The following is a 25898-nucleotide window of genomic DNA, read 5'->3' on the forward strand; positions in this document are numbered from 1 at the left end:
CACCCCATGATCCCCGCTATTTGAGCGCGCCCGTCGTCAGCCCCGACTGGATCTGGCGCTGGAAGATCGTGTACACGACGAGCATGGGCAGGATGGCCAGGGTCAGGGCGGCGAAGAGGGCGGCCCAGTCCTGGTCGTAGCCCGCGGCGGTGGAGATGTCGGCGATGCCCTGGGTGAGCACCCACTTGTCGCGCTCCTGCAGCAGCACCAGGGGCAGCTGGTACTGGTTCCACTGGCCCAGCACGTTGAAGATCGTGATGCTGATGAGCCCGGGTCTGGCCATCGGCATCATGATCTGGAAGAAGACCCTCGTGTGCGAGGCGCCGTCCACCATGGCCGCTTCGGCCACCGCGGTCGGCAGCGTGCGGAAGAAGGCGGCCAGGAAGAAGATCGTGAAGGGCATCGAGTACGCGATGTAGACCAGCACCAGCCCCGCATGGGTGTTGAGGCCGATGAATGGGCCGACCAGCGGCACGTTGCCCATGTTCTGCACGACGAAGAACAGCGGCGTCAGGGCGAGGTAGACCGGGAAGGCCAGGCCGGACACGAACATCAGGTAGAGGGCCCGGTTGCCCTTGAAGGGGTAGCGCGCCAGCACGTACGCGCCCATCGAGCCGATCAGCATCGTGCCGAACGTGCTGAACGAGACGACGACGACGCTGTTGAGCATGTACTGCCCGATGTTGGCCTGTTCCCAGGCGCGGGCGAAGTTGTCCCAGCGCAGGGAGGCCGGAACGGACCAGGCGTCGCCGAAGATCTCGTCCTCGCTCTTCACCGAGGCGAGGAAGGTCCACAGGATCGGCACCACGACGAGGACGGTCCAGATGAGCAGCGCCAGGTGGGTCAGCACGGACAGCGGGCCGAGCTGCCGCTTGCGCTCCCTCCGGGCGATCTTGCGGGAGTTCGCGACCGTCCACGAGATCAGCGTTGTCATTAGTACTCGATTCGTTCACGCCGGGACAGCCGCAGCGACAGGATCGCGAAGCCGACGGTGAAGAAGAACATGATGACGCCGAGCGCTGAGGCGTAGCCGAACCTGAAGTACTGGAAGGCGTTGCGGTAGATCTCTGCGGCCATCACGGTCGTGGAGAAGTCGGGGCCGCCGTGCTGGTCGGTCATGACCCAGACGATGGCGAACACGTCGAGCGCCAGGACGCCCAGATACACCCAGGCCACCTGGACGGTGTCCCACAGCAGCGGCAGCGTGATGCGGAAGAACAGGCTGATCCGCCCGGCGCCGTCGATCTGCGCGGCCTCGAACATGTCGTTCGGGATCGAGGCGAGCCCGGCCGAGAACAGCACGACGTAGAAGCCGACCGCCTGCCAGACCATGACGCCGAGCACCGACCAGAAGGCGATCCCGGGATCGGACAGGAAGCCGATCGGCTTGACGCCGAGCGCCATCAGCGGGCCGTTCAGCATGCCGCTGCCGTCGGGCCTGAACACCTGCTGGAACAGCACCGCGACCACGGCCACGGCGAGCACCTGCGGGAAGAAGAACACCACCCGGTAGAAGCCGGAGCCGGCGATCCCGCTGGTGCCCTTGGCGCCGCCCACGTTGAGCAGGAAGGCGAAGAACAGCGCGATGACGATCGTCACGACCGGCAGCAGCACCAGCAGCGCCGCGTTGTGCGTGACCGCCTTCCAGAAGACGCTGTCGTCGAAGAGCCGCCGGTAGTTGTCCAGCCCGATGAAGTTCGGCGTGCCGGACACGCCCCGCCAGTCGGTCAGCGAGATCTGGAAAGCCTGGATGTAGGGCGAGATCACATAGACCAGGTAGAGCACCACGGGCGCGACGAGAAAAGAGCAGATGAAGAGGGTACGGCGGTGCCGCTGAAACCACGACGGCACCGCTGCGGCCGGAACTCCCATGTCAGCGCTTGAATTTCTTGATGGAGGAGTCGCCCTTGATCTCGTCGGCCTTCTTCTGCATGCGCTCCAGGAACTTGTCCGGCGTGAGCCGCCCGCTCATGAGCTCGCCGGTGGCGGCGGCGCTCTCGTCCTTGAGCTGCAGATACCAGGCGTTCCACCGGAAGTAGACGGTGTTCTCCCCGGCGGCGGCATAGGCGTCGGAGGCGCTCTTGACGCCGGTCGACAGCTGCATGCCCTCTCCGGCGCCCTTGACGGTGGGCACGGTGGAGACGAGCTGGCTGAACTCACCCGCGGCCTTCTTCGACAGCATGGCCCGCAGGTACTCCATGCCGCCCTTGGCGTTGGCCGCCTTCGCCGGGACGATGAAGTTCTCGCCCGGCTGCGTGTGCAGCGCGCCGTGCGGGAGCTTGTCGGAGCCGGTGACGTCGGGGACGGGGAACATCGCGTAGTCGAAGCCGGGCGGGGTGGTGGTGCGCTGCTCGTTCTCCAGCCAGGACCCGGAGGGCAGCATCGCGACCTGGTACTTGTTCTGCGCGGTCTGGGTCTGCACGTGGTCGAGTCCGGCGGTGCCCTCCATGAGGTACTTGGCGCCGATCTCGGCCCAGCGGGTGGCCGACTCCTTGAGCGCCTCGGCCTTCCAGGCGCCGTCCTCCAGGTTGTCGAGGTTGAGCAGGATCTCCTTGCCGCCGATCTTCGCGGCCGTGACGAGGATGGGGTCGAGGGCGTAGCCGGGGTGCTTTCCGGCGTAGGTGAAGGGCGCCATCTTGCCGGACTTCTTGATCGTCTCGCACAGCTTGATGAAGTCGTCCCAGGTCTTCGGCGGCTGCCAGCCGTTGTCCTTGAACGCCTTCATCGAGTACCAGATGCCGTAGATGTAGTTCACGTAGCCGACGACCGAGAACTTGCCGTCGTAGGTGCCGATCTCGATCACGGCCGGGTCGAGCGTGTCGCGTACCTTGACCGCCGGGTCGTCCCAGCTCTCCATGTCCAGCAGCGGGGTCAGGTCCTGCAGCTGCCCGTCCTGGGCCAGGGCGCCGAAGTCCATGGCGTTGGCGCCGGAGTTGTCGATCACGTCGGGCGGGTTGCCGCCGGCGAAGCGCGGCTGCAGAACCTTCGTGATCTCCTTGGTGAAGTTGTGCTTGATCGCCACATCGGGATATTTGGTCTTGAACAACGGCTGGTGGATGTCGGTGGCGTACTTGTGCCCGAAGCCGCCGTCGAAGATCCAGACCTCCAGCGCCTTCGCGGCGCCCGGCGCGGTGCTCGCGGGCGTCTGGGGCGCCGGGGTGGCGCACGCGGCCAGGGCCCCGGCGACGGGAACGAGGGCGGCGCTGCGCAAGAGCTGGCGCCGGGAAAGATGGGGGGTGTCAGACATTGCTATGACTCCTTATGCTCCGCGTCTGATGCGACCTGCGTAGCGGCTCTCCAGTGCCTTGTTGTGTTCGTCCCCGCCGGTCACGTTGACCGACAGGTAGACAGGGGGCGTCTCGCCGAGCGCGACCAGTTCCTCGACCGCGGTGGTGACGACCATCTGCGCGAGCAGCGCCGAGGTGACCGTCGAGACGGCGCCGTAGGTGCCGCCGCCGGGCAGTTCGAGGATGGCGTCGCCGTACGGCGAGCCGTTGTCGAGCACGACGTCGGCCAGGTCGAGCAGCTTGCGCCCGGACGGGTGCCTGGAGGGCATGGCGCCGCTGTGCTCGACCGAGGTGAGGGCGATCAGCGTGTGCCCGCGTTCCTTGACGATCCTGGCCAGCTCGACGACGGTGCCGTTGACGCCGGAGCTGGAGATCAGGACGAACACGTCCTGCGGTTCGACGGGGGCCAGGTCGTAGATCTGCTGGGCGGCCTTCGGGTCGCGCTCCAGTTCACTGGTGAGCACGCTGACGGGCTGCCCGCCGTACAGGACGAGGTCGCGGAGGCTGAGGCGGTTGCTGGGCACGAGGCCGCCGGCCCGTCCGGCGATCTCCATCGCGATGGCCTCGGAGTGGCCGGATCCGAACGCGTTGACGACGCCGCCGCCGCGCAGCGAAGTGACGATGAGCCTGGCCGCCTGGCGCACCTGGTGCTCCTGGCGGGAGATCACGGACTTGGCCAGGTCCAGGACTTGTGTTGCGTACGACATTCAGCCTCTCTCGACTCGGTGGCTCTCGACCGCGCTGATCGTCCGCTCGAAGGCCTCGTTGGTGCGTTCGTAGGTGCGCTGGGCGACGGCGACGTAGACGGCGTCCAGGACGAAGAGCTGCGAGTGGACGGCGGCCAGCCCGCCGAGCCTGAACGTGGTCTCCCTGCTGGCCGTGGTGAGCACCAGGTCGGCCAGGTCGGCCAGCGGCGAACGGGCGAAGGAGGTGACCGCGACCGTCAGCGCGCCGTGGCCGGATGCCTCGACCAGCGCCTCCATCACCTCGCGGGTGCGCCCGCGGTGGCTGATGCCGACCGCGACGTCGCCCGGGGCGAGCAGGGCCGCGTCCGACAGCGCCACGTGCGCGTCGCACGCGCTCCAGCCCGGTATCCCGATGCGGCGTAACCTGCCTTCGAACATCGTCGCCACGTTACCGCTGGTGGAGACGCCGACCAGGAGGACACGGCGGGCGGCGACGATCGCGTCGGCCACCCGGGCGACGGTGTCGAGGTTGAGCTGGGCCGCGGTGTCCTGGATGAGCCGGGTGTCGGCGGCGGCCATGACCTCGATGGCCGTGTCGAGCGGGTCGTCGGGCCCGATCTCGTGGCCGACGCCCGCGCCCCAGCCGGCCTGCGCGGCCCTGCCGGTCTCGGTGGCCAGGGCCACGCGCAGTTCGGCGTAGCCGGAGAAGCCGAAGGCCCGGCAGAACCTGGTCACGGTCGCGGGCGAGCTGCCCGCCCGTTCGGCCAGCGCGATGATGGTGGACCTCGCGGCTTCGGCCGGGTCGCCCAGAATCACCTCGCCGACGCGGCGCAGCGCTTCCGGCAATCCCGGCAGTTCTGTCTCAACACGCCCAAGGGCCCCTGAAGTCACGAATATTCCTTCCGAATACTCGGTCTTCCGGCGAAAATTATTCTTGCTTCTCGGTCGAGTCAAGACCCAAAATCGGACCGTGACTCATTCGTTGGTCGTCGGCGTGGACGCCGGCGCGACCTCCACCCGCGTCGCCGTCCACACGCTCGACGGCGAGCGTGTCGGCTACGCGCGGGCGGGTGCGGGCAACCCCACCGCACACGGCGCCGAGAAGGCGGTCGCCAACATCGCCGCCGCCCTGCGCGAGGCGCTGGCCTCGGCGGACGCCAGCGCGGTGGCCGGCTCGCTGGCGGGCATCGCCGGCAAGCAGGACATCATGGACGTCGAGCTCGCCCGGCTCTGGGCCGAGCACGGCATCCCCAAGGCGCCCGAGATGTTCGGCGACGTGGCCATCGCCTACGTGGCCGGATCACCCGCCGCCGACGGCTCCTTGCTGCTGTCCGGAACCGGGGCGATCGCCGCCCGGATCTCCGGCTATCGCCAGGCGGTCATCGCCGACGGGCTCGGCTGGCTGCTGGGCGACGCGGGCTCGGGCTTCTGGATCGGCCGCGCCGCCGCGAAGGCCGTCGTGCAGGGCCTCGACCGCGGCGAGCCCGCCGGAGAGCTGTCGGAACTGGTCCTCACCCACTTCCTCGGCGCCGAGCGCGGCGCGACCCCGCGCGCCACGGCCGACCGGATCGTACGGCTCGCGCAGGCCGACCACATGTGCCTGGCCGCGCTGGCGGCCCTGGTCAGCCAGGCCGCCTCGGCGGGCGATCCGATGGCCGTGAAGATCGCCCGCGAGGCGGCCGGGCAGCTGGTGGCCACCGTGCGCCGCCTGCACACGACCGGGCCCGTGGTGCTGGCCGGCAGCGTGCTCACCAATCCGGGGCCGGTGCGGCAGGCCGTACGGGAACTGCTGGGTGACACGCCCGTGCGCACGGCGCGGGACGCGGCGGGGGCGGCGGCGTGGCTGGCGGCCCGCGACCTGCTCGGGTCACGGGCCGTCGAGCTGCACGAGAGGTTCGTGGCTACTTCCTGATCACGTGCTCCTTGCTGACGAGGAGGCGGACCACGCCGAGCTGGGCTTCCTCGGCGTCCCAGACCCACCAGTCCTGGCCCACCGGCGCTGACTGGGCATTCGGGTTCATGCCGTGCCCGCCGTCGGGCTGGGGCTCGACGATCTGGTAGACAACCTTGAGCCCGCGCCGCTCGACCTCTGCGACGACCTCGCTCACCTGCTTGTCCTCGACCTCGTAGCCCGCCAGCGAGCCGTCCTTCTGCGTGGCCTGGCTGCTGTTGGAGTAGGGCTCGTCCGGCTTGGCCGGGCGGCCGGCCTTGATCCACGCTCCGGACGCGTTCTGCGAGAGCGTGAGCACCAGCGTGCACTCCGGGTCGGTGATCTTGCAGTCCTTGGGGTCGCTGTCGAAGCCGATGGTGGTCTGCTCGCCGACGTCGCCGCCCGTGCCGAACTGGAAGATCTCCCCCACCTTGCGCGGCGAGGCGGGTTCGAGCTGCAGCTTCACCTCAAGGCCGACGGCGTGGAAGGCCTCCTCGTACTTGGCCGGGTCGGCGAACGGGTCCTTGATCCTGGCGACCCACATGCCGTTCTCGAGCTTGATGTCCATGGCCGCGTTGGCGTAGGAGGTGGCGCTGCCGGGGGTGTTGAGGATGCTCGGGCCGAGCACGACCGCGGCCGCCAGCGCGGCGGTGACCACGCCCGCCGTGGCCAGGCGCTTCCACGGCCGGCGCCGCGGCTCCTTCACCGGCTCCTCCGCGATGATCGAGGCCAGCAGTGCCCGCGCCCCCGCGCCGGACGCCTGACCCGCCAGATCCTCGTCGCCCACCCTGGCGAGCTGCCGCAACTCGTTCATGCTGACTCCATTGCGAGGTTGTGGGCGGTCACTCCGGCCTTGGACAGGGCACGGGAGAACCGCTTGCGGGCGCGGTGCAGCCGGATGCGGACCGCGTTGCGGGAGACGCCCAGGACCGTGGCGATCTGGGCGTGGTCGAGCCCTTCCCAGGCGACCAGCGAGAGCAGCTCGCGGTCGTCGTCGTTCAGCTCGCGGAAGGTGCGGGCGATGGCGCCCAGCTCGACCGAGCTGTCCGGGGTGCGGGAGTAGAGGTCGGCGAGGTCGACGTTCAGCTCGGCGCTGCGCTGCTGCCTGCGGAGCTGGCCTCGGCGGTGGTTGGCGAGGGTGTTGCGGGCGACGCCGTACAGCCACAGGCGCGCCTCGTCGCCGTCCGGCAGCCGGTCGGCGCGCCGCCAGGCGGTCGCGTAGGTCTCGGCCACGATGTCCGCCGCGTCCTCGGGGATCTCGCAGCGGCGCATGGCGTAGCCGAGGATCTGTTCGTAGGTCGCCGCGTAGATCTCGGCGAACCTTTCGGCTTGGGTGCTCACATCATGTCCATGTCGGGGAGGCCCCGAGCATTTCAGGATTTATGGCGCGGTGAGGAGGGCGGCGCTGCCGTAGGAGCCGCCGAAGCCCGTCACCAGCGCGACCTCACGGTCCTCCCGCAGCTCCCGTACGGCTTGCGCCACGTTGTTGAGCCCGTGCACGTACCCCTCCGAGAGCAGGCCGCCGTGCCGGTTCACCCAGGCGTGGCGGCGCTCCAGCAGGTAGCCGTCCAGATCCTCGGCCAGCCCGAAGTCGGCCAGTTGCCTCGGCACCAGCCACGAGTAGGCGTCGTAGAGCAGCGCGGCGTCCACGTCGGCCGGCTTCATCCCCGAGGCCCGCCACAACATCGGGGCGACGTGCCCGGAGAAGATCGCGCTGACGTCGGGGGCACTGTCCATGGCCGAGCATCCCGGGCCGCCGCCGCGCACCACCGTGTGGATCCGCGGGCCGGTGAGCACGCCGCTGACGACCAGGGCGCAGGCCCCGTCGGTCTCCTGGCAGCAGTCGGCGGTGCGCAACGGCGTGCACACGTACGGCTTGGCCTGGTAGTCATCCCAGGTCAGGGGTTCGCGGCGGAGGGCACGCGGGTTGCCGGCGGCGTTGTCGCGCGACTGGGCGACGACGGCGTGCAGATGCTCCTCGGTCAGGCCGGTGTCGTGGAGGTAGCGGGTGGCGGCAAGGGCGAACAGGGGGATGGGGCCGGCCATGCCGTACCGGCGGGTGAGCTCTTCCTGGGGGCCGGTGGAGGCGACGTTGAGCCGCTTCCCCGAGCGGCCGTTCAACGCCCGATAGATCACGATATTTCGTGCCATACCGCAGTGGATCAGCATCGCGGCGTCGCCCAGGATGGAGGCGGCCTGGGTGCCGCCGCCCGCGATGTCGTTGTGCCAGCCCAGCCGCTCGATCCCCAAAGCCCTGGCGACCTGGACCACCGGGACGGAGTCGTTCATGTGGTAGCTGAGCAGGGCGTCGACCTCGGCGGGCTCCATCCCGGCATCGCGACAGGCGGCCCGGACGGCCTCGACGGCCAGATCCAGCTCGCTGCGGCCCGAGGCCCTGGTGAGCGCGGTCATCCCCACGCCCGCGACGGCCGCCCGGCCGGAGAAGGGCTGCACGTCCCGGCTCCCTTCTCGATCTTCTCGCTGGCCGCCCACCGGGCCGGGGCGCGATCCGTCCCGGCGGGCGACGACAGTCGTCACGCTAGCCCGGAGCCCGTTGTTAGGCAAGCGCTTGCTCGGTTACCGGATGCTCGCGAAAAGTCACCGACACGAAACCGGGACTCGATCCGATGAAAGGCCGATGATGAAAGCCGATAAGAGGGGTGTTGGATGGATCTGCGCCAAGTGCGTTACGCCATCGCGATCGCACGTGCGGGCAGTCTGCGCCGCGCCGCCGGCGTGCTGCACATCGCCCAGCCCACCCTCTCCGAGCAGCTCAAGGCGCTGGAGAGGGAGATCGGCGCGGAGTTGTTCACCCGCTCGTCCAGCGGCGTGCGGCTCACCGAGGCGGGCGAGGTGTTCCTGGCCCAGGCCACCGTCGCCGTCGACGCCTTCGAACGCGCCGTGGCCGCCGCCCGAGGCAAGGGACAGGCGCTGCGCATCGGCGTGGCCGACGGGCTCGGCGACGTGCAGGCGCGGCTGCTGTCGCACCTGCCCGGCGGGCCCCGGCTGCGCGTGGCGCCCATGAGCACCGCGGAGCAGATCGTCTCGATCACCGACGGCAGCCTGCAGGCCGGGCTCGGCTACGCCCCCGGCACGCTGCCGCGCGGCGTGGCCCGCACGCTCATCCAGCGCGCCGCCGTTCACGCCCTGCTCCCCCGCGAGCACCCTCTGGCCGCCCAGGACGCGCTGCCGCTGGCCGCCCTGGCCGCCGAGCCGCTCGTCATGCCCGAGTCGGACGGCGGCCGCTTCCTGTCCGGCTTCGTCCGCCACCGGCTCCACCCCCGCCTCGGCCCGGCCGCCGCCACCCACGACCTGGCGGTGAACCTGGTCGAATCCGGCGCCGGCTACACCCTCTGCGTACGCAAGGGGACGCCGGTGCCGGAGGCGCTGGCGTTCGTGCCGATCGCCGAGCCGGTGCCGCCCATCGAGGTCGTCTTCCTGTGGAATCGCCAGGCAGAGGTGCACGACCTCGTCACCGCGGCCCGTCAGCTCGCACGCTCCGGTTAGACGTTATGGTCTACCGATGCGCATCTCAGAGCTGAGCGCCGAGTCCGGTGTCGCCCTGCCGACGGTCAAGTACTACCTGCGTGAAGGCCTGCTCCACCCGGGTGAGCAGCGCTCGGCCACGCGCGCCGACTACGACGACACGCACCTGCGCCGGCTCCGCCTGATCCGCGCTCTGCTGGAGGTCGGCAAGCTCCCCGTCGCCTCGATCAAGAAGATCATCGAGGCGGTCGACGACGAGAGCCTGCCCGTCCACACCATGCTCGGCACCGCCCACTACGCCCTCGCGCCCGAGGTCGCCCCCGCCGAGCCAGGCGACGAGCTGGAGGCGGCCCGCGCGGAGGTGGACCGGGTGGTGGCCGGGCACGGCTGGCAGGTGCTCCCCGACGCGCCGCCGAGGGCCGAGCTGGCCGAGATCCTCCTCAGGATGCGCAGCCTGGGCATGACACCCGACCTCGCCCCCTACGCCGAGGCGGCCGACCGGCTCGTGCGCGAGGTCGAGATGGCGACCATCCCGTTCGACGGGCCGCGCGACGCCGCCGTGGAGGCGCTGGTGCTCGGCACCGTCCTGTACGGCAAGGCGTTCGACGCCCTGAGGCGCCTGGCCCAGGAGTCGGAGTCGGCCCGCCGCCTGGCCCGCTGACTCAGGCGATCACGTGGGTCTCGCCGCCGTCCACCAGGAGCGAGGCGCCGGTGACGAAGGAGGCCGGTTCGCCCGCCAGGAACGCCACCACGTCGCCGATCTCCTCCGGGCGGCCGATGCGGCCCATCGGCGTGGCGGCGGCACGGGCGGCGAGGTTCTCGGCGCTGCCGGACAGCTCCCGCAGGCGGTCGGTGTCGACCGAGCCCGGCAGCACGTTGTTGATCAGGACGCCTTCCGCGGCCACTTCCCTGGCCAGGGTCCGTACGACGCCCGCGACCGCCGACCGGGTGGCGTTCGACAGGGCCAGGCCGTCGAGCGCCTCGCGGACCGAGCGGCTGGTGATCGTGACGATCCGGCCCCAGCGGCGCGTGCGCATCTCGGGCAGCACGGCGTGGATCAGGCGGACGGTGCCGAGGAGGTTGCGCTGGATGGCCACGTCCCACTCGGCCAGGCCCATGTCCACGAAGCGGCCGGCGGGCGGGCCGCCCGCGTTGGCCACCAGGATGTCCACGGGCCCGAGGACGTCGCGGGTCTCGGCCACCACCCGCGCCGCCGCCGCCGGGTCCTCCACGTCGGCGAGGACGGCGTGCACCACGCCGCCGAACTCCTGAAGCTCGACCACCGCGTCCGCGAGGCGCTCGGGGTTGCGCGCGCTCACGCAGACGTTGGCGCCCTCCCTGGCCAGAGACTTGGCCGAGGCCAGGCCGATGCCCGCGCTGCCGCCGGTGACCAGTGCTACCTTGCCCGCGATGCCGAGATCCATAGGGGCGACTATAAGCCGATCATCGGCGGATCCGCGTGAGCTTGTCGGGGTTGAGGACGCCGAGCATGCCGACGATCTTCCCGTCCCGGATCTCCAGGCTGACGAGCTGGTCGGTGCCGCCCACCTCGGTGAGCAGCGCCGGATGTCCGTTGGTCTCGGCGAGCCGCATCTCGCCGAACAGGTAGCGCGACATGAGGCCGTTGAGGAAGGCGATGACCTTGTCCCGGCCGTAGATCGGCTTGAGCGCCGCGCGCACCTTGCCGCCGCCGTCGTTCCAGATGACCACGTCCTCGTGCAACAGCTCGGTGAGCGCGGCCATGTCGCCGCCGGCCGCCGCCTCCATGAAGCGGGTCAGGAGCTCGGTGTGCTGCTGCGGGGTGGGGCTGAAGCGGTCGCGGCCCTCGGCCAGCCGTACCGAGGCGCGGTGGTGCATCTGCCGGGCGTTGGCCTGCGTCACGCCGACGATCTCGGCGATCTCCGGGTACGGAAGCTCGAAGGCCTCCCGCAGCACGAACACCGCCCGCTCCGGCGGCGTCAGCCGTTCCATGAGATGGAGGGTCGCGAAGGCCACGGTGTCGCGCAGTTCGACGGTGTCGAGCGGGCCCACCTGCGAGGTGGGCACCGGCTCCGGCAGCCACGGCCCGGTGTACGCCTCCCGCTTGACCCGCGCCGAGCGCAGCTGGTCCAGCGCCAGGCGCGAGACCACGGTCACCAGGAACGCCCGCGGCTCCCTGACCTCGTCCTGGTCGGTGGCCTGCCAGCGGATCCAGGCTTCCTGGACGACGTCCTCCGCGTCCCACATGCTGCCCAGCAGGCGGTAGGCCAGCCCGAGCAGCATGGGCCGGTGTTCCTCGAATGCGTCCACGGCCAGCATCATGCCGTCTCGTGCAGGAAGGCCGCGTGCCGGGGCCGCCAGTTGAGCTGGAGCCGGGCGCGGGCGTTGTCGGCGCCGCGCAGGCCGGTCATGAACGCCACGCCCCAGCCGCCCACGGCCGATCTCGCCATCTCGACGGGCACCCGCATCGGTTCCGGCGCGCCGATCCTGGCGGCCAGCGCGGGCAGCCAGTCGGCCATCGTGACCGGGGTGTCGTCGACCACGTTGAGCGCGCCGGTGAGGTCGCGGTCGAGCGCGGCGACGATCGAGGTGGCCGCGTCGTGGGTGCTGGTGAAGGAGAAGACCGAGCCGCCCTCACCGACGACGGGAAGCCGTCCGGCCAGGATCGCCCGTGTGGTGGAGCCGCCGGTGTCGTAGGCGGTGCCGGGGCCGGTCAGGTGGCCGAAGCGCAGCACCAGGCCGCCCGCCCGCGCGGTGCGCGACTCCAGGTCGAGCAGCGCGTCGCGGACCGCCGTGAACTCCGCGGGCGGATCCCGCCAGAGCGGGGTCTCCTCGTCGGCCGGGCCGTCGCCGGGCTCGTAGGCGTAGGCGAGACCCTGGCTGATGAGCCGCGCGCCCGGCGCGGCCTCGACGAGCGTGCGGGTGCCCTCGGTGCGCAGGCGGTTGGTCAGCTCCATGTCCCGCTCGAACGTGAGCGGGTCGATCGCGTGCGGGATCGCGGTCAGCAGGTTGACGATCACATCGGGCGCGGCCGCGCGGACGAAGCGCACCGCGGCGTCGTGGTCGAGCGCGTCCAGGCCGGTGGACCGCGAGCCCGCGATCACCTGGTGGCCGACCGCGCCCAGCAGCGGGACCAGCTGGCGGCCGATCACTCCGGTTGCTCCGGCGACGAGAACTCTCATGATCACTCCAATGCTCATGGCCTGCGCTGTCGCCTACTGGACGGAACACCCCCTTGGGTTGTGACAACTTCCGTGATGAGGTTTGTGGGTGGCGAGAAATCTGATCCTTTCCGGAGGCCTCTTCCACGACTTCGAGGCCACGTCGGCGGCGTTGGCCGAGGTGCTGGCCGAGGTGGGCGTCGAGTCCGAGATCACCGAGGACATCGCCGGCGCGCTGAGCGAGCCGACGGAGGTGCCGCTCATCACCGTCAACGCGCTGCGCTGGCGGATGGACCTCGACCGCTTCGCCGACCAGCGCGAGCGATGGCGCTTCGAGCTGCCCGCGCAGGCGCGCACCACGCTGCTCGACCACCTCGACCGCGGCGGCGGGCTGCTCTGCATGCACACGGCCGCGATCTGCTTCGACGACTGGCAGGGCTGGCCGAGGGTGCTCGGCGGCTGCTGGACCTGGCCCAAGTCCCATCACCCGCCGCTGGGCTGGACGGGCGTGCGGGTGCACGGCGGCCACCCGATCGTGGCCGGGCTGCGCGACTTCGACCTCGTGGACGAGGTCTACAGCGACCTCGACGTGCTGCCCGACGTGCGGCCGCTGGCCTCGGCGAACGGCCAGCCCCTCGTCTGGGCCCGTCCGGTACGGCGCGGCCGCGTCGTCTACGACGCCCTGGGCCACGACACCCGCTCCTACGACAACGAGGTCCACCGCACGCTGCTGCGCCGGGCGGCGCTGTGGCTGCTGAAGCGGCCGGTGGAGTTCAGCGAGTAGAGGCGCCGAGCAGCGCGGCGACGACGGCGCGCGCGTAGTCCTCGGCGCCGACCGCCTGGTCCACGAAGTACGACAGGTGGGCCCGGTGGTAGCAGGCGCCCATCAGCAGGGAGGCGAGCGCGTCGCAGTCGGCCCCGGCGGCGATCCGCCCGCTCTCCTGTTCGGCGCGCAGGATCGAGGCCAGGATCTGGATCGGCAGGTGCGGCCCGGCGTCCATGTCGGCCAGCATCCCGCGGAACGTGCCGAGCAGCTGCGGGTCGCCGATCATGCCGGAGGCGATGGGCGCGGTGCTGGTGTAGAAGGTGATGGCGGCGAGCGCGAACTCCGTCAGGTGGGCCTGCAGGTCGCCCTCCCCCGCCACGGCGCGCAGCCGTCTGAGCGGCGGGGCGAGCGCGGGCATGCGCTCCAGGATCACCGCCAGGAACAACTCCTCCTTGCCGCTGAAGTGCTTGTAGAGCAGCGCCTCCGAGCATCCGGCCAGCCGGGCGATGCGCTTGGTGGTGGCGCCCGCGATGCCGTGCTCGAGGATGGCCTGGTAGGTGGCCTCGATGATGCGCTCGCGGGTCTGCTCGGCTTGACGGTGAGTAGGCACTCACCCATCATAGGGGTGAGTGAGCATTTACTCACCACGGCGAAAGGACTGTTCGGATGAAACTCACCGTCTACGGCGCGACCGGCGGCACCGGCCGCCTCTTCGTCACCCAGGCGCTGCGCGAGGGCCACGTGGTCACCGCGGTCGCCCGCCGCCCCGAGGCGGTCACGGAGGACCATCCGGGGCTCGGCGTGGTGGCCGGCGACGTCATGGAGGCCGGCACACTGAAGATCGAGCCCGACTGCGACGCCGTCGTCTTCCTCGCGGGCCCGGCCAGGAGCGGCCCGCCCACGGTCTACTCCGAGGGCGTGCCCAACGTGGTCACCGCCATGGACGCCGCCGGGGTCAAGCGCCTCGTGGTGGTCACCAACGGCATGATGAACGGCCCGTCGGACACGACATCCCAAAGGCTGACCAAGATCGTCATTCGCGGGCTCTTCCTGAAGACGCCCTACCAGGACAACGTCCGCCTGGTGAGCTGGATCCGCGACAGCCCGCTCGACTGGACCGTCGTGCGCCCGCCCCGCCTGCTCGACTCCCCCGCCCGCGGCTCCTACCGCACCGCCGTCGACGACTGCGTACGCGGCGGGATGTCCATCGGCCGGGCCGACCTGGCCGACTCCGTGCTCCGCGTGCTGCCCGATCCGGACACCCACCGGCACACCGTCGACGTCGCGTACTGAGGCGGCTTACCTCTTCATTGGAAAAGCCATGACATCCTTCCCTTAGGAACCTTGGGGAAGGGACGGGCATGGACAAGCCGGTCATCGTGACAGTCGACGACGACCCTGGCGTGTCGCGGGCAGTCGCCCGCGACCTCAGACGCCGGTACGGCCAGCAGTACAGGATCGTCCGCGCGGAGGCGGCGCAGCAGGGCATGGACGCCGTCAAGGAGATGCGGCTGCGCGGCGACGACGTGGCGGCCATCCTCGCCGACTACCGGATGCCGCAGATGAACGGCGTGCAGTTCCTAGAGGCCGCGATGGACATGTACCCCTTCGCCCGCCGCGTCCTGCTCACCGCCTACGCCGACACCGACGCCGCGATCCAGGCGATCAACGTGGTCGACCTCGACCATTATCTGCTCAAGCCCTGGGACCCGCCGGAGGAGAAGTTCTACCCGGTCATCGACGACCAGCTCGACGCCTGGCAGCGCACCGACCGCAAGGAGCGGGCCGAGCTGCGGGTGATCGGTGACCGGTGGTCGTCGGGGTCGTACAAGGTGCGTGACTTCCTGTCCCGCAACCAGGTGCCCTACCAGTGGATGCTGGCCGACGACCCGGAGGCGACCCAGCTCATCGCCGCCGCCGGCGAGGACTGCCGGCTGCCGCTGGTCGTCACCGTCGCCGGCGAGACGCTGGAGGCGCCCGACCAGGCCACGCTCGCCATGTCCGTGGGCCTGTCCACCACGCCGGCCACCGACTTCTACGACCTGATCGTCATCGGCGGCGGCCCCGCCGGGCTGGGCGCGGCCGTGTACGGGGCCTCCGAGGGCCTCAACACCGTGCTGGTCGAGTCGCTGGCCACCGGCGGCCAGGCCGGGCAGAGCTCCAGGATCGAGAACTACCTGGGCTTCCCCGACGGCGTCTCCGGCGCCCAGCTCGCCGACCGGGCCCGCCGCCAGGCGCTGAAGTTCGGGGCCGAGATCCTCACCGCCCGCAAGGTCGCCAGCCTGGAGCCGCGCGGCCAGGCCCGGGTGATCGGCTTCCACGACGGCGGCGAGATCGCCGCGCACGCCGTCATCCTGGCGACCGGCGTCAGCTACCGCAGGCTGACCGCCCCGGGACTGGACGACTTCGTCGGCCAGGGCGTCTACTACGGCGCCGCCCTCACCGAGGCACCCTCGTGCAGGGACAGCGAGGTCTGCATCGTGGGCGCGGCCAACTCGGCCGGTCAGGCCGCCGTCTACCTGGCGGGATTCGCCAGCAAGGTCAATTTGTTGGTGAGAGGTGACGGACTGGAGGCCTCCATGTCGCACTACCTCATCGAGCAGATCGCGGCGATCCCGAACATCGAGGTCCACGTGCAGACGCACGTGACGGCCGGGCACGGTGACGGACATCTGGAGCGGGTGACCGTCTCCACCAAGGGCGAGGAACGCGACATCGACACCCAGTGGATGTTCGTGTTCATCGGGGCCGAGCCGTATACCGACTGGATGGGCGAGGCCGTGGAGCGCGACGCGCGCGGATTCGTGCTGACCGGGCCCGACCTGGTGCAGGGCGGCAAGCGGCCGCGCAACTGGTCGGCGCGGCGGGAGCCGTACTTCCTGGAGACCAATGTGCCCGGGGTGTTCGCGGCCGGCGACGTGCGGGCCGATTCGATCAAGCGGGTGGCCTCGGCCGTCGGCGAGGGGGCGATGGCCGTCTCGCTCGTGCACCGTTACCTGGAGAAGCAATGACCGACCTACACGGTGAACAACTGGACGCGTGCGCGGTCGTCGACAGCGGCCAAGGCCCCATCGACATCGACGAACTGCGCAAGCTCTTCCTGTTCGAGAAGCTCACCGACGATCAGCTCACCAAGCTGGCCAAGAGCGGCAAGGTGGTGGAGTTCGCGGCCGAGGAGAACATCGTCACGCAGGGCGAGCCGGCCGAGTGCTTCGCGGTGCTGATCTCCGGTGAGATCCAGATGATCCAGGAGACGCTCAGCGCGGGCACCGTCGCCATGCCCCGCACCTCCCAGCCCGGCGTCTACGGCGGCGCCACCTCGGCGTACCTGGCCGACCGGGCGCCGGACACCTACCAGCACACGCTGCGCGCGACGGCGCCGACGCGGATGTTCATCCTGCCGGGCAGGAAGTTCGCGCACATCGTGACCGAGTGGTTCCCGATGGCGATGCACCTGCTCGACGGAGTGCTGTCCGGCGGCCGGATGCAGCGGGAGGTCATCGACCGGCGTCAGCGGCTGACCGCGCTCGGCACGATCACCGCGGGCCTGACCCACGAGCTGAACAACCCCTCCGCTGCGGCGGTCCGGGCGGTGGGCGAGCTGCGCCAGCTGATCAAGGACTCCCGCATGCAGCTCGCGCAGCTGGCCGAGGACGGGATACCGCCGAGCAAGCTCCGGCACATGATCGAGATGCAGGACGAGTGCGCGAGCGCCGTCGGCCAGCTTCCGCCCCGCAGCCCGCTGGAGATCTCCGACGCCGAGGACGAGCTGGGCGAGGCGCTGGAGGCCATCGGCGTGCACGACGCGTGGGACCTGGCGCCCGCGCTGGTCAACGCGGGCTTCGACCAGATGAACCTGGACAAGATCACCAAGAAGGTGGGCCGCGAGCACGTGCCGGGCGCGCTGCGCTGGCTGGCCGAGGCGGTCGAGATCTCCCAGATGCTCAACGAGGTGACCGAGGCCACCGAGCGCATCACCAAGCTGCTGGCCTCGGCCAAGCAGTATTCGCAGATGGACCGCGCGCCGTTCCAGATGGTCGACGTGCACGACCTGCTGGACAGCACGGTCACGATCTTCCGCGGCAAGATCGGACCGGGGATCACCGTGGTCACCGACTACGACCGCACGCTCCCGACCATCCCCGCCTACGCCGGCGAGCTCAACCAGGTGTGGACCAACCTGATCCACAACGCCCTGGACTCCATGGGCGAGGAGGGCACGCTCACGATAAGGACCGCCCACGACGAGGACGAGGCGATCATCGAGATCGGCGACACCGGCCCCGGCGTGGCCGAGGCCATAAAGGATCGCATCTTCGAGCCGTTCTTCACCACGAAGACCGTCGGTCAGGGCACCGGCCTCGGGCTGGACATCTCCTACCGGATCGTGGCGGGGCGGCACGGGGGCGAGCTCAAGTGCCGGTCCGTGCCGGGAGACACCTGGTTCGAGGTACGGCTACCGCTCAGGGAAACCATCCAGACCCAGCCTTAACAGGCGGTCCAGGTCACCCAGCCTTGGCCGCGTCCGCTGACCGTCCAGCCCGCCGGGGGCGCGCCCGCCTCCGGCGCGGCCACGACCGTGCACAGGCCCTCGGGCAGGGGGCCGTCGGACGGCCTGACGCGTTCGACCTCGGTCCAGTGCACCCGGTGGATCAGATGGACCCAGATGTTCCACTTCACCCGGGTGTCGAGGCCGACGCGGCCGTGCGTCAGCCTGGGCAGGCCGTCGTTCCCGCGCGCCGGGGCCGACTTGGGCGCGATGTCGGCCGCGAAGGCCACGTTGGGCACGGCCAGCGCGAAGGCCAGCACCAGTGCGCCCGCCACCTTTCTGCCGATCGGTGTTTTTGTGCGGACCAGTGACGCCGCGGTGATCGCGGCCAGCAGGACGAGCGCGGCGACCGAGGCGCCCACCAGGTCGAACCGGTCGCGCACACCGCTGAGGAAGGCGGCCTCGGGGAAGTCGAAGGCGATGTAGGTGTAGCGGGTCAGCCGGTCACCGGCGTACCAGGCGGCCAGCCCGCCGGACAGCGCCAGCAGCCCCGCCGAAGCCGAAGCGAGGGCCAGGGCGGTCCGCCGCCGCGAACGCAGCAGCGCCACCAGCCCCACGAGTGTCCACGCCACGGCCACGCAGGCCAGGTAGCGCCCGTAGGCGTAGTTGCCGACCCGATGCTCGTCCGGCAGGGCCGCCGACGACGCGTACGCGATCCCCAGCGTGAGCGCGAGCAATATCCCCGCCATCACCCGGTACGGCGAGCCACCCCTACGCACCAGCACCACCAGAGCGGCCACGATGCCGATCCCGGCCACGCCCCAGGTGGCCGTGACCAGGTACCAGATCTGCCCGGCCGCCCCGGCCAGCGACCGCGCCTGCCCCTCCAGGCCGGTCACCCGCTCCAGCGCCAGCCCGGACAGGTCCTTGATCCCACTGGGGTACAGGGCGGCCTTGAGCCGGGCGTTGACCAGCATCCCCGCGCCCCCGGCGAGCGCGGCGGCCCCCAGCGCCCAGAGCCCGGCCCGCAGGGACACCCGCCGGAAGACCAGCACCCCGAGCACACCCACCACGAAGACCCCGAACAGGATCGCCCCGCGCATGTGCATGGCCATGGCCAGCCCGGACAACGCCCCCGCCACCACCCCGGGCACCACACCCCGGCGGTTCACCAGGTCGTGGAAGGCGACCAGCCAGCCCAGCACCAGCGTCGGCAGCACCGCGTCCACCAGCGCCAGCCCCGAGAACAGCAGCAGCGACGGCGCCAGCCCGGCCACGAACGCCAGCGCCAGCGCCGCCCGCCGCCCGAGCGCCAGCCGCCGCAACACCAGGTACGCCAGCGGGAACGCCGACGCCGAGGCCACCGCCCCGAACCCCGACACCAGCCGGTACACGGTGACCGGGTCGGTGCTCAGCCAGTAGACGGGCGCCAGCAGCAGCGGGTAGCCGCCCTGGTAGAAGGTGCTGCCCGAGTAGTCGCCACCGGGCCCGCCCGCCAGCCAGCGGGCGGCCAGCAGGTAGCCGACCTCGTCGGGGTTGGCCACGGGCCCCGCGTGGTAGCGGTACAACCACAGCCGCAGCAGCAGGTGGGCGAGCCAGCCGCCGGCCAGCAACCACGGCAGGCGGGCGGGACGCGAACGGGATACGGGCGCCGGTCCGGCGACCGGGCGATCGATGACTGACGTCTGCATAGTGCGGCGATTCCATCGATCACCGCCTAACCCGCCCGTTACCCCATCCGGTTATGCGGGCGTTATGCCTGTCCCGAGATCATGTCCATGAGCCGGGCGGAGATCTTCTCGCCGTCGGCGCGGAAGCCGTTGTGCTCGTACTCGTTGGTCACCCAGGTGCGGACGTTGCCCACGCGGGCCGCGGTCTCCAGCGAAAGCTGCGCGTCCACGTACATGTCGTCGTGGTAGACCACGGCCGCCACGGGCACCTGGTTGTCCGCCAGGCGGTCCGGGTCGTAGAGCGGGCCCAGGGTGGCGTCCGCGGCGAGCGCGTACGCGGCTTCCCGGTAGGGGCGCAGGGCGCGGATCTCGTCGAACATCCACGGGTAGGTCATCTCGCCGGTGAACGTGCCGGGCTCGTCGAGCTCCTTGGGGCGCAGCCGTTCCGCCGACCAGTCGGTGGCGGCGCCCTGGGCGTAGGTGGGCTCGTGCATGAGGGCGTACAGGGGCGCGCCGATGAAGCCGGTCGCGGCCATGACGCCGTAGAGGAAGGTGTCCGACAGGCGGTCGCCCGCCCACGCCTCGTCCAGCAGCCAGTGCACGCTCTCGAAGCCGTCGCTCATGCCGAACTGCATGCCGAGCATCTGGAAGCGGCGGTGGGTGAGCACGTCGCCGTCGGGCAGCACGACCTCGTTGGCCAGCAGGTGGTGCGCGACACGCTCGGCCAGGGCGGCGTCCTCGGGGTAGCGCCGGTAGTACGCGGCGGTCTTCTCCACGACCCTCGGGTAGGTGCGGGCGTAGACGTCGTCGGCGGTGGCGGTGAGGCCGGGCAGGCCGCCGGTGATGTGGCAGGCCTTGAGGCCCTCGGGGGCCAGCGACAGGTACGTCATGGTGAGGAAGCCGCCGTAGCTCTGGCCCCAGGTCTCCCATTGATCGACGCCGAGCGCCTTCCTGATGTGCTCGCAGTCGCGCACGATCGAGTCGGCGCGGAAGTGGCGGTAATAGCCGGCGCCGTTGGGCTGGGCGGGGGTGCTCCTGCCGGTTCCGCGCTGGTCGAGCAGGAGCACCCGGTGGGTCTTCAGGATGTAGCGGAAATGGGCCTTGCCGTACAGGCGGGGGGACTTTCCGCCGGGGCCGCCCTGCAGGAACACCGCCCACGGCAGGTCGTCGCCGGCCTTGGGCGGGTCGACGATCTCGCGGGCGAAGACCTGGATGGTCGGCCCGCCCGGGTCGTCGTGGTCGAGCGGAACGGTGAACTCATGGTCGACGGCGGTCAGGCCGGGCATCGTCACTCTCACGTCGCAACCCTAGCCAGCCCACGTACTTCGGCCGTTCCCGGGCATGTGCCGCGAAGATCTCCGCGGCCAGCCGCCGCACCTCGCCGGCTCGCTCGGCCAGCGGGCCGTCCGGATGCCACACCAGCAGGTGGCGCATCGTCAGCGGCGTCCCGGCCAGCGGCCTGATCACCAGCCCGGGACTCTCCGCGAACGTGGCCCGGCAGGGCGCGACCGCGCCGCCCGCGGTGACCATCTCCCTGATCACCCAGCCGTCCGACGCCTTGTGCGGGGTGCGCGGGGCGAAACCGGCGCGTACACAGGCCAGCAGGAAACACTCGGGCCAGCCGCCGCCGTCCGGCGGCGCCAGCACGAACGACTCCCCCGCCAGCTCGGCGAGGCCGATCTCCGCGCGTACGGCCAGCGGATGCCGCTCCGGCAGCGCGATGAAGACCGGCTCCTCGGCGATGACCTCGCAGCGCAGCGGCGTGGGCGGGCGCAGCTCGTGCTCGCGGTAGTCGGCCACGACCGCGGCGTCCAGGCGTCCGGCGGCGACCAGGTCGCACAGCAGCCGGGGCGAGTCGTCGGTAAAGGAGCTGACCTGGTCGCCGCCCAGCCGTTCGATGAGGCCGGGCAGGATCGGGCCGGCGACGCCGCCCAGCCGTACCTCGCCTTGGGGGTGTGCGGCGGCGCCGCGGACGAGCTCGTCCATGCCCATGAGCAGGAGCCGCGAACGCTCCAGCACGTACTCGCCGAGCGCGGTGGGCACCACGCCCTGCCTGCCGCGCACGAACAGTTTGCCGCCGAGCGCGCGTTCGATGCGCTGGAGCTGCGCGGTGAGCGCGGGCTGTGAGGTGCCCAGCGCGGCGGCTGCCTTGGTCAGGCTGCCCGCGTCGGCGATGGCGCAGACGGTCCGCAGGTGGCGTAGTTCCAGGCTCATGGCGTCACTCGGAGAAGTCGGCGGCGCTGAGGCGGCGGCGGTTCACCTCCAGGCGCAGGACGTCCGGCCGGTTGTAGTGGCCGGCCGGGTCGAAGGCCTGGCGTTCGCCGCGCACGACGGCGGGGTCGATGTCGGCGGTGATTAGGCGTTCCTCGCCGGAGACCGGCTCGACCATCCACTCGCCGTTGGGTCCGGCGATGGCCGAGCCGCCGTCGGCGCGCGAGCCGAGGTCCTTGAGCGCCTCGTAGAACGGGAAGTCGGCGGGCACGTCGGCATAGGAGAACAGGGCGCCGGCGGCCAGCGAGTAGACGCGGCCCTCGCGGGCGACGAAGCGGGTGATGTCCTTGGTGAGGCTCGTGGATCCGGGCCAGACGGAGACGTGCAGGTCGATGCCCTGGGCGTAGAGGGCCTGCCGGGCGGTGGGCATCCAGTTCTCCCAGCAGTTGAGGCCGCTGACCCTGATGTCCTTGTACGCGTGGGCGCGCAGCCCGTGTCCGTCGCCGATGCCCCACACGAGGCGTTCCTCGAACGTGGGCATGAGCTTGCGATGGGCGGAGACGACGCCGTGGTCGGGCGAGATGGCGACCAGCGTGCAGTAGACGGTGCCGACGGAGCGCTCGGTGATGCCGAGATAGGTGAAGACGCCGAGGTCGCGCACGGCCTCGGTGATCGTGGCCAGCTCGGGTCCCCGCAGTTCGACGGCGGCGTCCAGATAGTAGGCGTAGGCCCGCTTCTGGTCGGCGTTGCCGAACTGCGAGCCGTTGGTCTTGTCCACCCAGAACGGATAGCCGGACAGGAACGTCTCGGGGAAGGCGACCAGCTCGACCTCACCGGCCCGTGCCTGCTTGAGAACGTCGAGGACCTTGGCGGTGCCGGCCTGGGGGTCGAGCCAGGGGCAGCGGGCCTGGGCGGCGGCGATTCGCATGGCGTGATCCTATAGCTCCTGATACGCTACCCAAGCGAGCGCTTGGTTCACCGTGAGGGGCTGACGCATGAAGTTCTCGACCTTCCACCTTTTCCACCGGTTCGACGGCCAGAGCTTCAAGGACGTCTACGACTATCACCTGGAGCTCATCGAACTGGCCGAAGAACTGGGCTTCGACGGGGTACGGCTGGCCGAGCACCACTTCCGCGACTACGGCGTCGTGCCGAACCTGTTCACCCTGCTCGCCCACGCCGCCGCCCGCACCACGCGGATCCGGCTCGGCACCGGCATCGTCGTGCTGCCCCTGCACAACCCGATCCACGTGGCCGAGGAGGCCGCGCTCGTGGACGTGCTGTCCGGCGGCCGGCTCGACCTGGGCATCGGGCGCGGCTACCAGAGCTTCGAGTTCGAGGGCTTCGGCATCGACCTGGCCGAGGCGCGCGACCGCTTCAACGAGGCGCTGGAGGTCGTGCTCGGCCTCTGGACCTCCCCCGAGTTCCGGCACGAGGGCAAGTTCTACAAGACCGGGGCCGAGGTCACGCTCACCCCCCGGCCGCTCCAGACCCCGCACCCGCCCATCCACGTGGCCGCCGTCTCCCCCGAGACCGTCACCATGTACGCCGAACGCGGGCTGCCCATCCTGGCCGACCCGGCGGCGACGTTCAGGAAGGTCGCGAGCGCGGCCGAGCGCTGGCGCGAGACCGCCCGCCAGGCGGGTCACGCCGGGGACGCCGACCTGGTGGTGGCGCGCAGCGTCTACGTCGCGCCGACGGTCGAGCAGGCCCGCGCCGACCAGGCGCGCTTCGAGGCCGCCTTCGACCGCTCGCGCATCTTCAACGAGAAGAGCGCGCCGATCGACCCCAAGACCGGCAAGGCCGCCCAGGGCTTCGAGTACTACCAGGACCGCTACCTCAAGGGCGGCGAGGTCTCCAACGACTTCCGCTGGGAGCAGCTGGAGGTGATCGGCGACCCGGCGCGGGTGATCGAGCAGGTCACGCTGCTGCGCGACGCCGGCTTCTCGAACCTGCTGTGCGACTTCGGCAGCACCCGGCCGTTGCCGCTGGAGGAGATGAAGCAGGTGATGCGGTTCTTCGCCGCCGAGGTCATGCCCGCCTTCCGCTGATATTTCAGGAAGCCTCACCCCCCACCAGGAGGCGCGATGATCCACAACCTGACCCTCTCCGACGTCCTGTCCGAGCACGCGCGCAGCCGCCCCGAGACCACCGCGGTGGTCGACGGCGAACTGCGCCTCACCTACCCGCACCTGGACGCGCGGGTGTCCCGGCTGGCCAGTGCCCTGGCCGGGCGCGGGGTGGCGGCAGGGGACCGGGTGCTGTGGCTGGGACAGAACTCGCACGCCATCCTGGAACTGCTGCTGGCCTGCTCCCGCCTGGGTGCCGTCTTCTGCCCGGCCAACTGGCGGCAGTCGGCCGACGAGCTGCGCTTCGTCCTGTCCGACCTCTCGCCGAAGGTCGTGGTGTGGGAGCACTCCGACACCACCGCCGCGCTGGCGCCGGGCACCGGGCAGCGAGAGCGCTCCGAGACCAGCGCCGGGCTCGCGCCGGATGCTGGGCTGGCGGCCGTCGATCGGCCCGTGTCCTGGGTGCGGGCGGGCGAGGAGTACGAGGAGTTCCTGGCCTCGGGGGAACTCCACGACTTCCCGCCGGTCGAGGACACCGCGCCGGTGCTGGCCCTGTACACCGCCGCGTTCGACGGACGGCCGAACGCCGCGTTGCTGAGCAGCGCCGCGCTGGTGGCGCACAGCACGTCCCTGCTCGTGGTCCGCCAGATGGAGCCCGGCTTCACCTTCCTGGACAACGGGCCGCTCTTCCACGTGGGCACGATGATGTTCTGCCTGGCCACGTTGCAGATCGGCGGCACGAACGTGATCATGCCCGCGTTCGACGCCGAGGAGCTGTGCCGGCTGGTCGACGCGGAGAAGGTGACGCAGGCGTTCCTGTTCGGGCAGATGATCGACGCCGTGGTGGCGGCCAACGCGGGCGGCAAGTACGACCTGTCCTCGCTGCGCTTCATCTCTCACTCGGCCGAGTGGGACGAGATGACCACCGTGGACGACTCGCCGTGGTGCCGCTCCAAGATGGGCGGGTACGGGCAGACGGAGGTGGGCGGCATGCTCACCTTCCTGGGCCTGGCGCCGGGCGCGGCGGGTTTCGCGGGCCGTCCCTCGCCGCTGGTCCAGGTCCGCATCCTGGCTCCTGATGGTACGGAGCTGCCGCCGGGCGAGGTGGGCGAGATCTGCGCTCGCGGCAAGAGCCTCTTTTCCGGATATTTCGCCCGACCCGAGCTAAATGCCGCTAAGTCCGCCTACGGGTGGCACCACACCGGCGACCTCGGCCGCCGCGAACCCGACGGCACCATCACCTTCGTCGGCCCCAAACTCCGGATGATCAAGTCGGGCGCCGAGAACGTCTACCCCGCCGAGGTCGAGCGGGCGCTCAAGGCGCACCCCACCGTGGCCGACGCCGCCGTCATCGGGACGCCCGACGAGCGCTGGCACCAGGCCGTCAAGGCGGTCGTGGTGACCCGGCCCGGGAAGACGGCCACCGCGGAGGAGCTGATCGAACACGTCAGGTCCACGCTGGCCAGCTACAAGAAGCCGCGCGAGGTGGTCTTCGCCGAGGAGATCCCGAAGAAGGGGTTCACGCCCGACTACGACGCCCTCGACGAGCGCTACGGCGGCGGCAACTACCCCGGCGTGTAGTCCAGCGGGAGGCCGGCGGCGAGGTGGGCCAGAGCCCGGTCGAGCTCGGCAGGGCCGTCCATGTCCGGGTCCTTGGCCCAGTCGAACCAGACGCTCACGACGACGCCGACGATCGCACCGGTGATGTTGCGCATCTCCGGATCGTCCGCCGGACGGCCGGACCGGCGCGCCAGCATCTCCTGGATGGTCCTGATCGCCCCGCTGACGTTCTCCAGGCTCGCCGTCCACAACTCGGGCACGGTCAGCATGAGCTTCTCGCGTTCGAGCCCTTCGGCGACCTCCTCCTCGCTCTGCGCCGCGAAGATGGCCCGCATGGCCAGGCGCATGGCCTCGACCGGGTGCAGGTCGCCGGGCAGCGCGTCCAGCGCCTCCACGAACGGCGGGAACTGGTCGAGCAGCACCAGGTCTTCCTTGGTGGCGAAGTAGCGGAAGACCGTGCTGGGCGCGACCTCGGCGGCCTCGGCGACCTGCTCGATCGTGGTGGCCGCATACCCCTGCTCGCGGAACAGGCGTAGGGCCTCCTTCTGGATCAGGGCCTTCGTCCTGGCCTTCTTGCGCTCGCGCAGCCCGCTCATGATCCCCA

General features: G+C 70.7%; 26 protein-coding genes. 9 read left to right on the top strand and 17 right to left on the bottom strand.

Annotated elements, in window-relative coordinates; translation table 11 throughout:
- Nucleotides 1-16 precede the first annotated feature (16 nt).
- Genes HNR40_RS29825 through HNR40_RS29845 form a run of 5 tightly spaced genes read right to left on the bottom strand, consistent with a single transcriptional unit; the run spans nucleotide 17 to nucleotide 4864 of the window.
- Nucleotides 17-934, bottom strand: coding sequence for a carbohydrate ABC transporter permease (locus HNR40_RS29825; RefSeq protein WP_184967117.1), 918 nt, complete (start codon nucleotides 932-934; stop codon nucleotides 17-19).
- On the bottom strand, nucleotides 934-1872 hold the full coding sequence (locus HNR40_RS29830; protein WP_184967119.1) for a carbohydrate ABC transporter permease: 939 nt from the start codon (nucleotides 1870-1872) through the stop codon (nucleotides 934-936). Before HNR40_RS29830 ends, HNR40_RS29825 begins: the two co-directional genes overlap by 1 nt.
- A 1-nt stretch (nucleotide 1873) precedes the next feature.
- Nucleotides 1874-3247: an N-acetylglucosamine/diacetylchitobiose ABC transporter substrate-binding protein gene (gene ngcE / locus HNR40_RS29835; RefSeq protein ID WP_184967121.1), complete on the bottom strand. Its 1374-nt coding sequence runs from the start codon at nucleotides 3245-3247 to the stop codon at nucleotides 1874-1876.
- A gap of 12 nt (nucleotides 3248-3259) precedes the next feature.
- The gene (locus HNR40_RS29840; protein ID WP_184967123.1) at nucleotides 3260-3994 is read right to left on the bottom strand and encodes a sugar isomerase domain-containing protein; all 735 of its coding nucleotides are present in this window, start codon (nucleotides 3992-3994) and stop codon (nucleotides 3260-3262) included.
- The gene (locus HNR40_RS29845) at nucleotides 3995-4864 is read right to left on the bottom strand and encodes a MurR/RpiR family transcriptional regulator (protein ID WP_184967124.1); all 870 of its coding nucleotides are present in this window, start codon (nucleotides 4862-4864) and stop codon (nucleotides 3995-3997) included. It abuts the gene before it with no gap.
- Nucleotides 4865-4943: 79 nt separating this feature from the next.
- Here HNR40_RS29845 and HNR40_RS29850 point away from each other — a divergent pair, with 79 nt between their 5' ends.
- A complete protein-coding gene (locus tag HNR40_RS29850) occupies nucleotides 4944-5885 on the top strand; it encodes an N-acetylglucosamine kinase (protein ID WP_184967125.1) in 942 nt (313 codons plus the stop codon).
- Here the strand turns inward: HNR40_RS29850 and HNR40_RS29855 are convergent.
- Genes HNR40_RS29855 through HNR40_RS29865 form a run of 3 tightly spaced genes read right to left on the bottom strand, consistent with a single transcriptional unit; the run spans nucleotide 5875 to nucleotide 8315 of the window.
- Nucleotides 5875-6717, bottom strand: a complete 843-nt coding sequence (locus tag HNR40_RS29855) for a hypothetical protein (protein ID WP_184967126.1) — start codon at nucleotides 6715-6717, stop codon at nucleotides 5875-5877. The two genes, HNR40_RS29850 and HNR40_RS29855, sit on opposite strands and share 11 nt — an antisense overlap.
- Nucleotides 6714-7244 carry an RNA polymerase sigma factor gene (locus tag HNR40_RS29860; protein WP_184967127.1) on the bottom strand — a complete coding sequence of 177 codons (531 nt, stop codon included), beginning with the start codon at nucleotides 7242-7244 and terminating at the stop codon, nucleotides 6714-6716. The genes HNR40_RS29855 and HNR40_RS29860 overlap by 4 nt, the downstream gene beginning before the upstream one ends.
- 39 nt (nucleotides 7245-7283) lie before the next feature.
- Nucleotides 7284-8315: a beta-ketoacyl-[acyl-carrier-protein] synthase family protein gene (locus tag HNR40_RS29865; protein ID WP_184967360.1), complete on the bottom strand. Its 1032-nt coding sequence runs from the start codon at nucleotides 8313-8315 to the stop codon at nucleotides 7284-7286.
- Nucleotides 8316-8570: 255 nt separating this feature from the next.
- Here HNR40_RS29865 and HNR40_RS29870 point away from each other — a divergent pair, with 255 nt between their 5' ends.
- Both HNR40_RS29870 and HNR40_RS29875 read left to right on the top strand, forming a co-directional pair.
- Entirely contained in the window at nucleotides 8571-9410 is an 840-nt protein-coding gene (locus HNR40_RS29870) for a LysR family transcriptional regulator (protein ID WP_184967128.1), read from the top strand.
- Between the two features lie 16 nt (nucleotides 9411-9426).
- Complete coding sequence (locus tag HNR40_RS29875; protein WP_184967129.1) at nucleotides 9427-10050, top strand: MerR family transcriptional regulator; 624 nt, start codon at nucleotides 9427-9429, stop codon at nucleotides 10048-10050.
- A gap of 1 nt (nucleotide 10051) precedes the next feature.
- Here the strand turns inward: HNR40_RS29875 and HNR40_RS29880 are convergent, their stop codons facing one another.
- From HNR40_RS29880 to HNR40_RS29890, 3 genes are read right to left on the bottom strand one after another with little or no spacing between them, the layout of a single operon-like run.
- Nucleotides 10052-10813 carry an SDR family NAD(P)-dependent oxidoreductase gene (locus HNR40_RS29880; RefSeq protein WP_184967130.1) on the bottom strand — a complete coding sequence of 254 codons (762 nt, stop codon included), beginning with the start codon at nucleotides 10811-10813 and terminating at the stop codon, nucleotides 10052-10054.
- Between the two features lie 19 nt (nucleotides 10814-10832).
- The gene (locus tag HNR40_RS29885) at nucleotides 10833-11687 is read right to left on the bottom strand and encodes an RNA polymerase sigma-70 factor (RefSeq protein ID WP_184967362.1); all 855 of its coding nucleotides are present in this window, start codon (nucleotides 11685-11687) and stop codon (nucleotides 10833-10835) included.
- The gene (locus HNR40_RS29890) at nucleotides 11687-12550 is read right to left on the bottom strand and encodes an NAD-dependent epimerase/dehydratase family protein (protein ID WP_184967132.1); all 864 of its coding nucleotides are present in this window, start codon (nucleotides 12548-12550) and stop codon (nucleotides 11687-11689) included. The genes HNR40_RS29885 and HNR40_RS29890 overlap by 1 nt, the downstream gene beginning before the upstream one ends.
- Before the next feature lie 88 nt (nucleotides 12551-12638).
- On the opposite strand from HNR40_RS29890, the gene HNR40_RS29895 reads away from it, so the two are divergent.
- Nucleotides 12639-13313 (top strand): ThuA domain-containing protein, encoded by a 675-nt coding sequence (locus tag HNR40_RS29895; RefSeq protein WP_184967134.1) that lies wholly within the window; start codon nucleotides 12639-12641, stop codon nucleotides 13311-13313.
- On the opposite strand, the gene HNR40_RS29900 is transcribed toward HNR40_RS29895, so the two are convergent.
- On the bottom strand, nucleotides 13303-13905 hold the full coding sequence (locus tag HNR40_RS29900) for a TetR/AcrR family transcriptional regulator (protein WP_184967136.1): 603 nt from the start codon (nucleotides 13903-13905) through the stop codon (nucleotides 13303-13305). The two genes, HNR40_RS29895 and HNR40_RS29900, sit on opposite strands and share 11 nt — an antisense overlap.
- 56 nt (nucleotides 13906-13961) lie before the next feature.
- Here HNR40_RS29900 and HNR40_RS29905 point away from each other — a divergent pair, with 56 nt between their 5' ends.
- The 3 genes from HNR40_RS29905 to HNR40_RS29915 all read left to right on the top strand — a co-directional run bounded on the left by HNR40_RS29905 (nucleotide 13962) and on the right by HNR40_RS29915 (nucleotide 17787).
- Complete coding sequence (locus HNR40_RS29905) at nucleotides 13962-14588, top strand: NAD(P)-dependent oxidoreductase (RefSeq protein ID WP_184967138.1); 627 nt, start codon at nucleotides 13962-13964, stop codon at nucleotides 14586-14588.
- Nucleotides 14589-14656: 68 nt separating this feature from the next.
- Nucleotides 14657-16306: an NAD(P)/FAD-dependent oxidoreductase gene (locus tag HNR40_RS29910; protein WP_184967139.1), complete on the top strand. Its 1650-nt coding sequence runs from the start codon at nucleotides 14657-14659 to the stop codon at nucleotides 16304-16306.
- Nucleotides 16303-17787 carry an ATP-binding protein gene (locus tag HNR40_RS29915; protein ID WP_184967141.1) on the top strand — a complete coding sequence of 495 codons (1485 nt, stop codon included), beginning with the start codon at nucleotides 16303-16305 and terminating at the stop codon, nucleotides 17785-17787. Before HNR40_RS29910 ends, HNR40_RS29915 begins: the two co-directional genes overlap by 4 nt.
- Here HNR40_RS29915 and HNR40_RS29920 read toward each other — a convergent pair.
- From HNR40_RS29920 to HNR40_RS29935, 4 genes are all read right to left on the bottom strand, one after another.
- The gene (locus tag HNR40_RS29920) at nucleotides 17784-19475 is read right to left on the bottom strand and encodes a glycosyltransferase family protein (protein WP_184967143.1); all 1692 of its coding nucleotides are present in this window, start codon (nucleotides 19473-19475) and stop codon (nucleotides 17784-17786) included. The two genes, HNR40_RS29915 and HNR40_RS29920, sit on opposite strands and share 4 nt — an antisense overlap.
- Nucleotides 19476-19537: 62 nt before the next feature.
- Nucleotides 19538-20752 (bottom strand): alpha/beta fold hydrolase, encoded by a 1215-nt coding sequence (locus HNR40_RS29925; RefSeq protein ID WP_312896557.1) that lies wholly within the window; start codon nucleotides 20750-20752, stop codon nucleotides 19538-19540.
- Nucleotides 20712-21668 carry a LysR family transcriptional regulator gene (locus HNR40_RS29930; RefSeq protein ID WP_184967145.1) on the bottom strand — a complete coding sequence of 319 codons (957 nt, stop codon included), beginning with the start codon at nucleotides 21666-21668 and terminating at the stop codon, nucleotides 20712-20714. Before HNR40_RS29930 ends, HNR40_RS29925 begins: the two co-directional genes overlap by 41 nt.
- Before the next feature lie 4 nt (nucleotides 21669-21672).
- Nucleotides 21673-22593 (bottom strand): carbon-nitrogen hydrolase family protein, encoded by a 921-nt coding sequence (locus tag HNR40_RS29935; protein ID WP_184967147.1) that lies wholly within the window; start codon nucleotides 22591-22593, stop codon nucleotides 21673-21675.
- A gap of 67 nt (nucleotides 22594-22660) precedes the next feature.
- Here HNR40_RS29935 and HNR40_RS29940 point away from each other — a divergent pair, with 67 nt between their 5' ends.
- A complete protein-coding gene (locus HNR40_RS29940) occupies nucleotides 22661-23716 on the top strand; it encodes an LLM class flavin-dependent oxidoreductase (RefSeq protein ID WP_184967149.1) in 1056 nt (351 codons plus the stop codon).
- Nucleotides 23717-23752: 36 nt separating this feature from the next.
- On the top strand, nucleotides 23753-25315 hold the full coding sequence (locus tag HNR40_RS29945; RefSeq protein ID WP_184967151.1) for an AMP-binding protein: 1563 nt from the start codon (nucleotides 23753-23755) through the stop codon (nucleotides 25313-25315).
- Here HNR40_RS29945 and HNR40_RS29950 read toward each other — a convergent pair.
- Complete coding sequence (locus HNR40_RS29950) at nucleotides 25300-25890, bottom strand: TetR/AcrR family transcriptional regulator (protein WP_246509584.1); 591 nt, start codon at nucleotides 25888-25890, stop codon at nucleotides 25300-25302. The two genes, HNR40_RS29945 and HNR40_RS29950, sit on opposite strands and share 16 nt — an antisense overlap.
- Nucleotides 25891-25898 lie beyond the last annotated feature (8 nt).

This window comes from Nonomuraea endophytica, from assembly GCF_014203235.1.
Lineage (GTDB): Bacteria > Actinomycetota > Actinomycetes > Streptosporangiales > Streptosporangiaceae > Nonomuraea > Nonomuraea endophytica.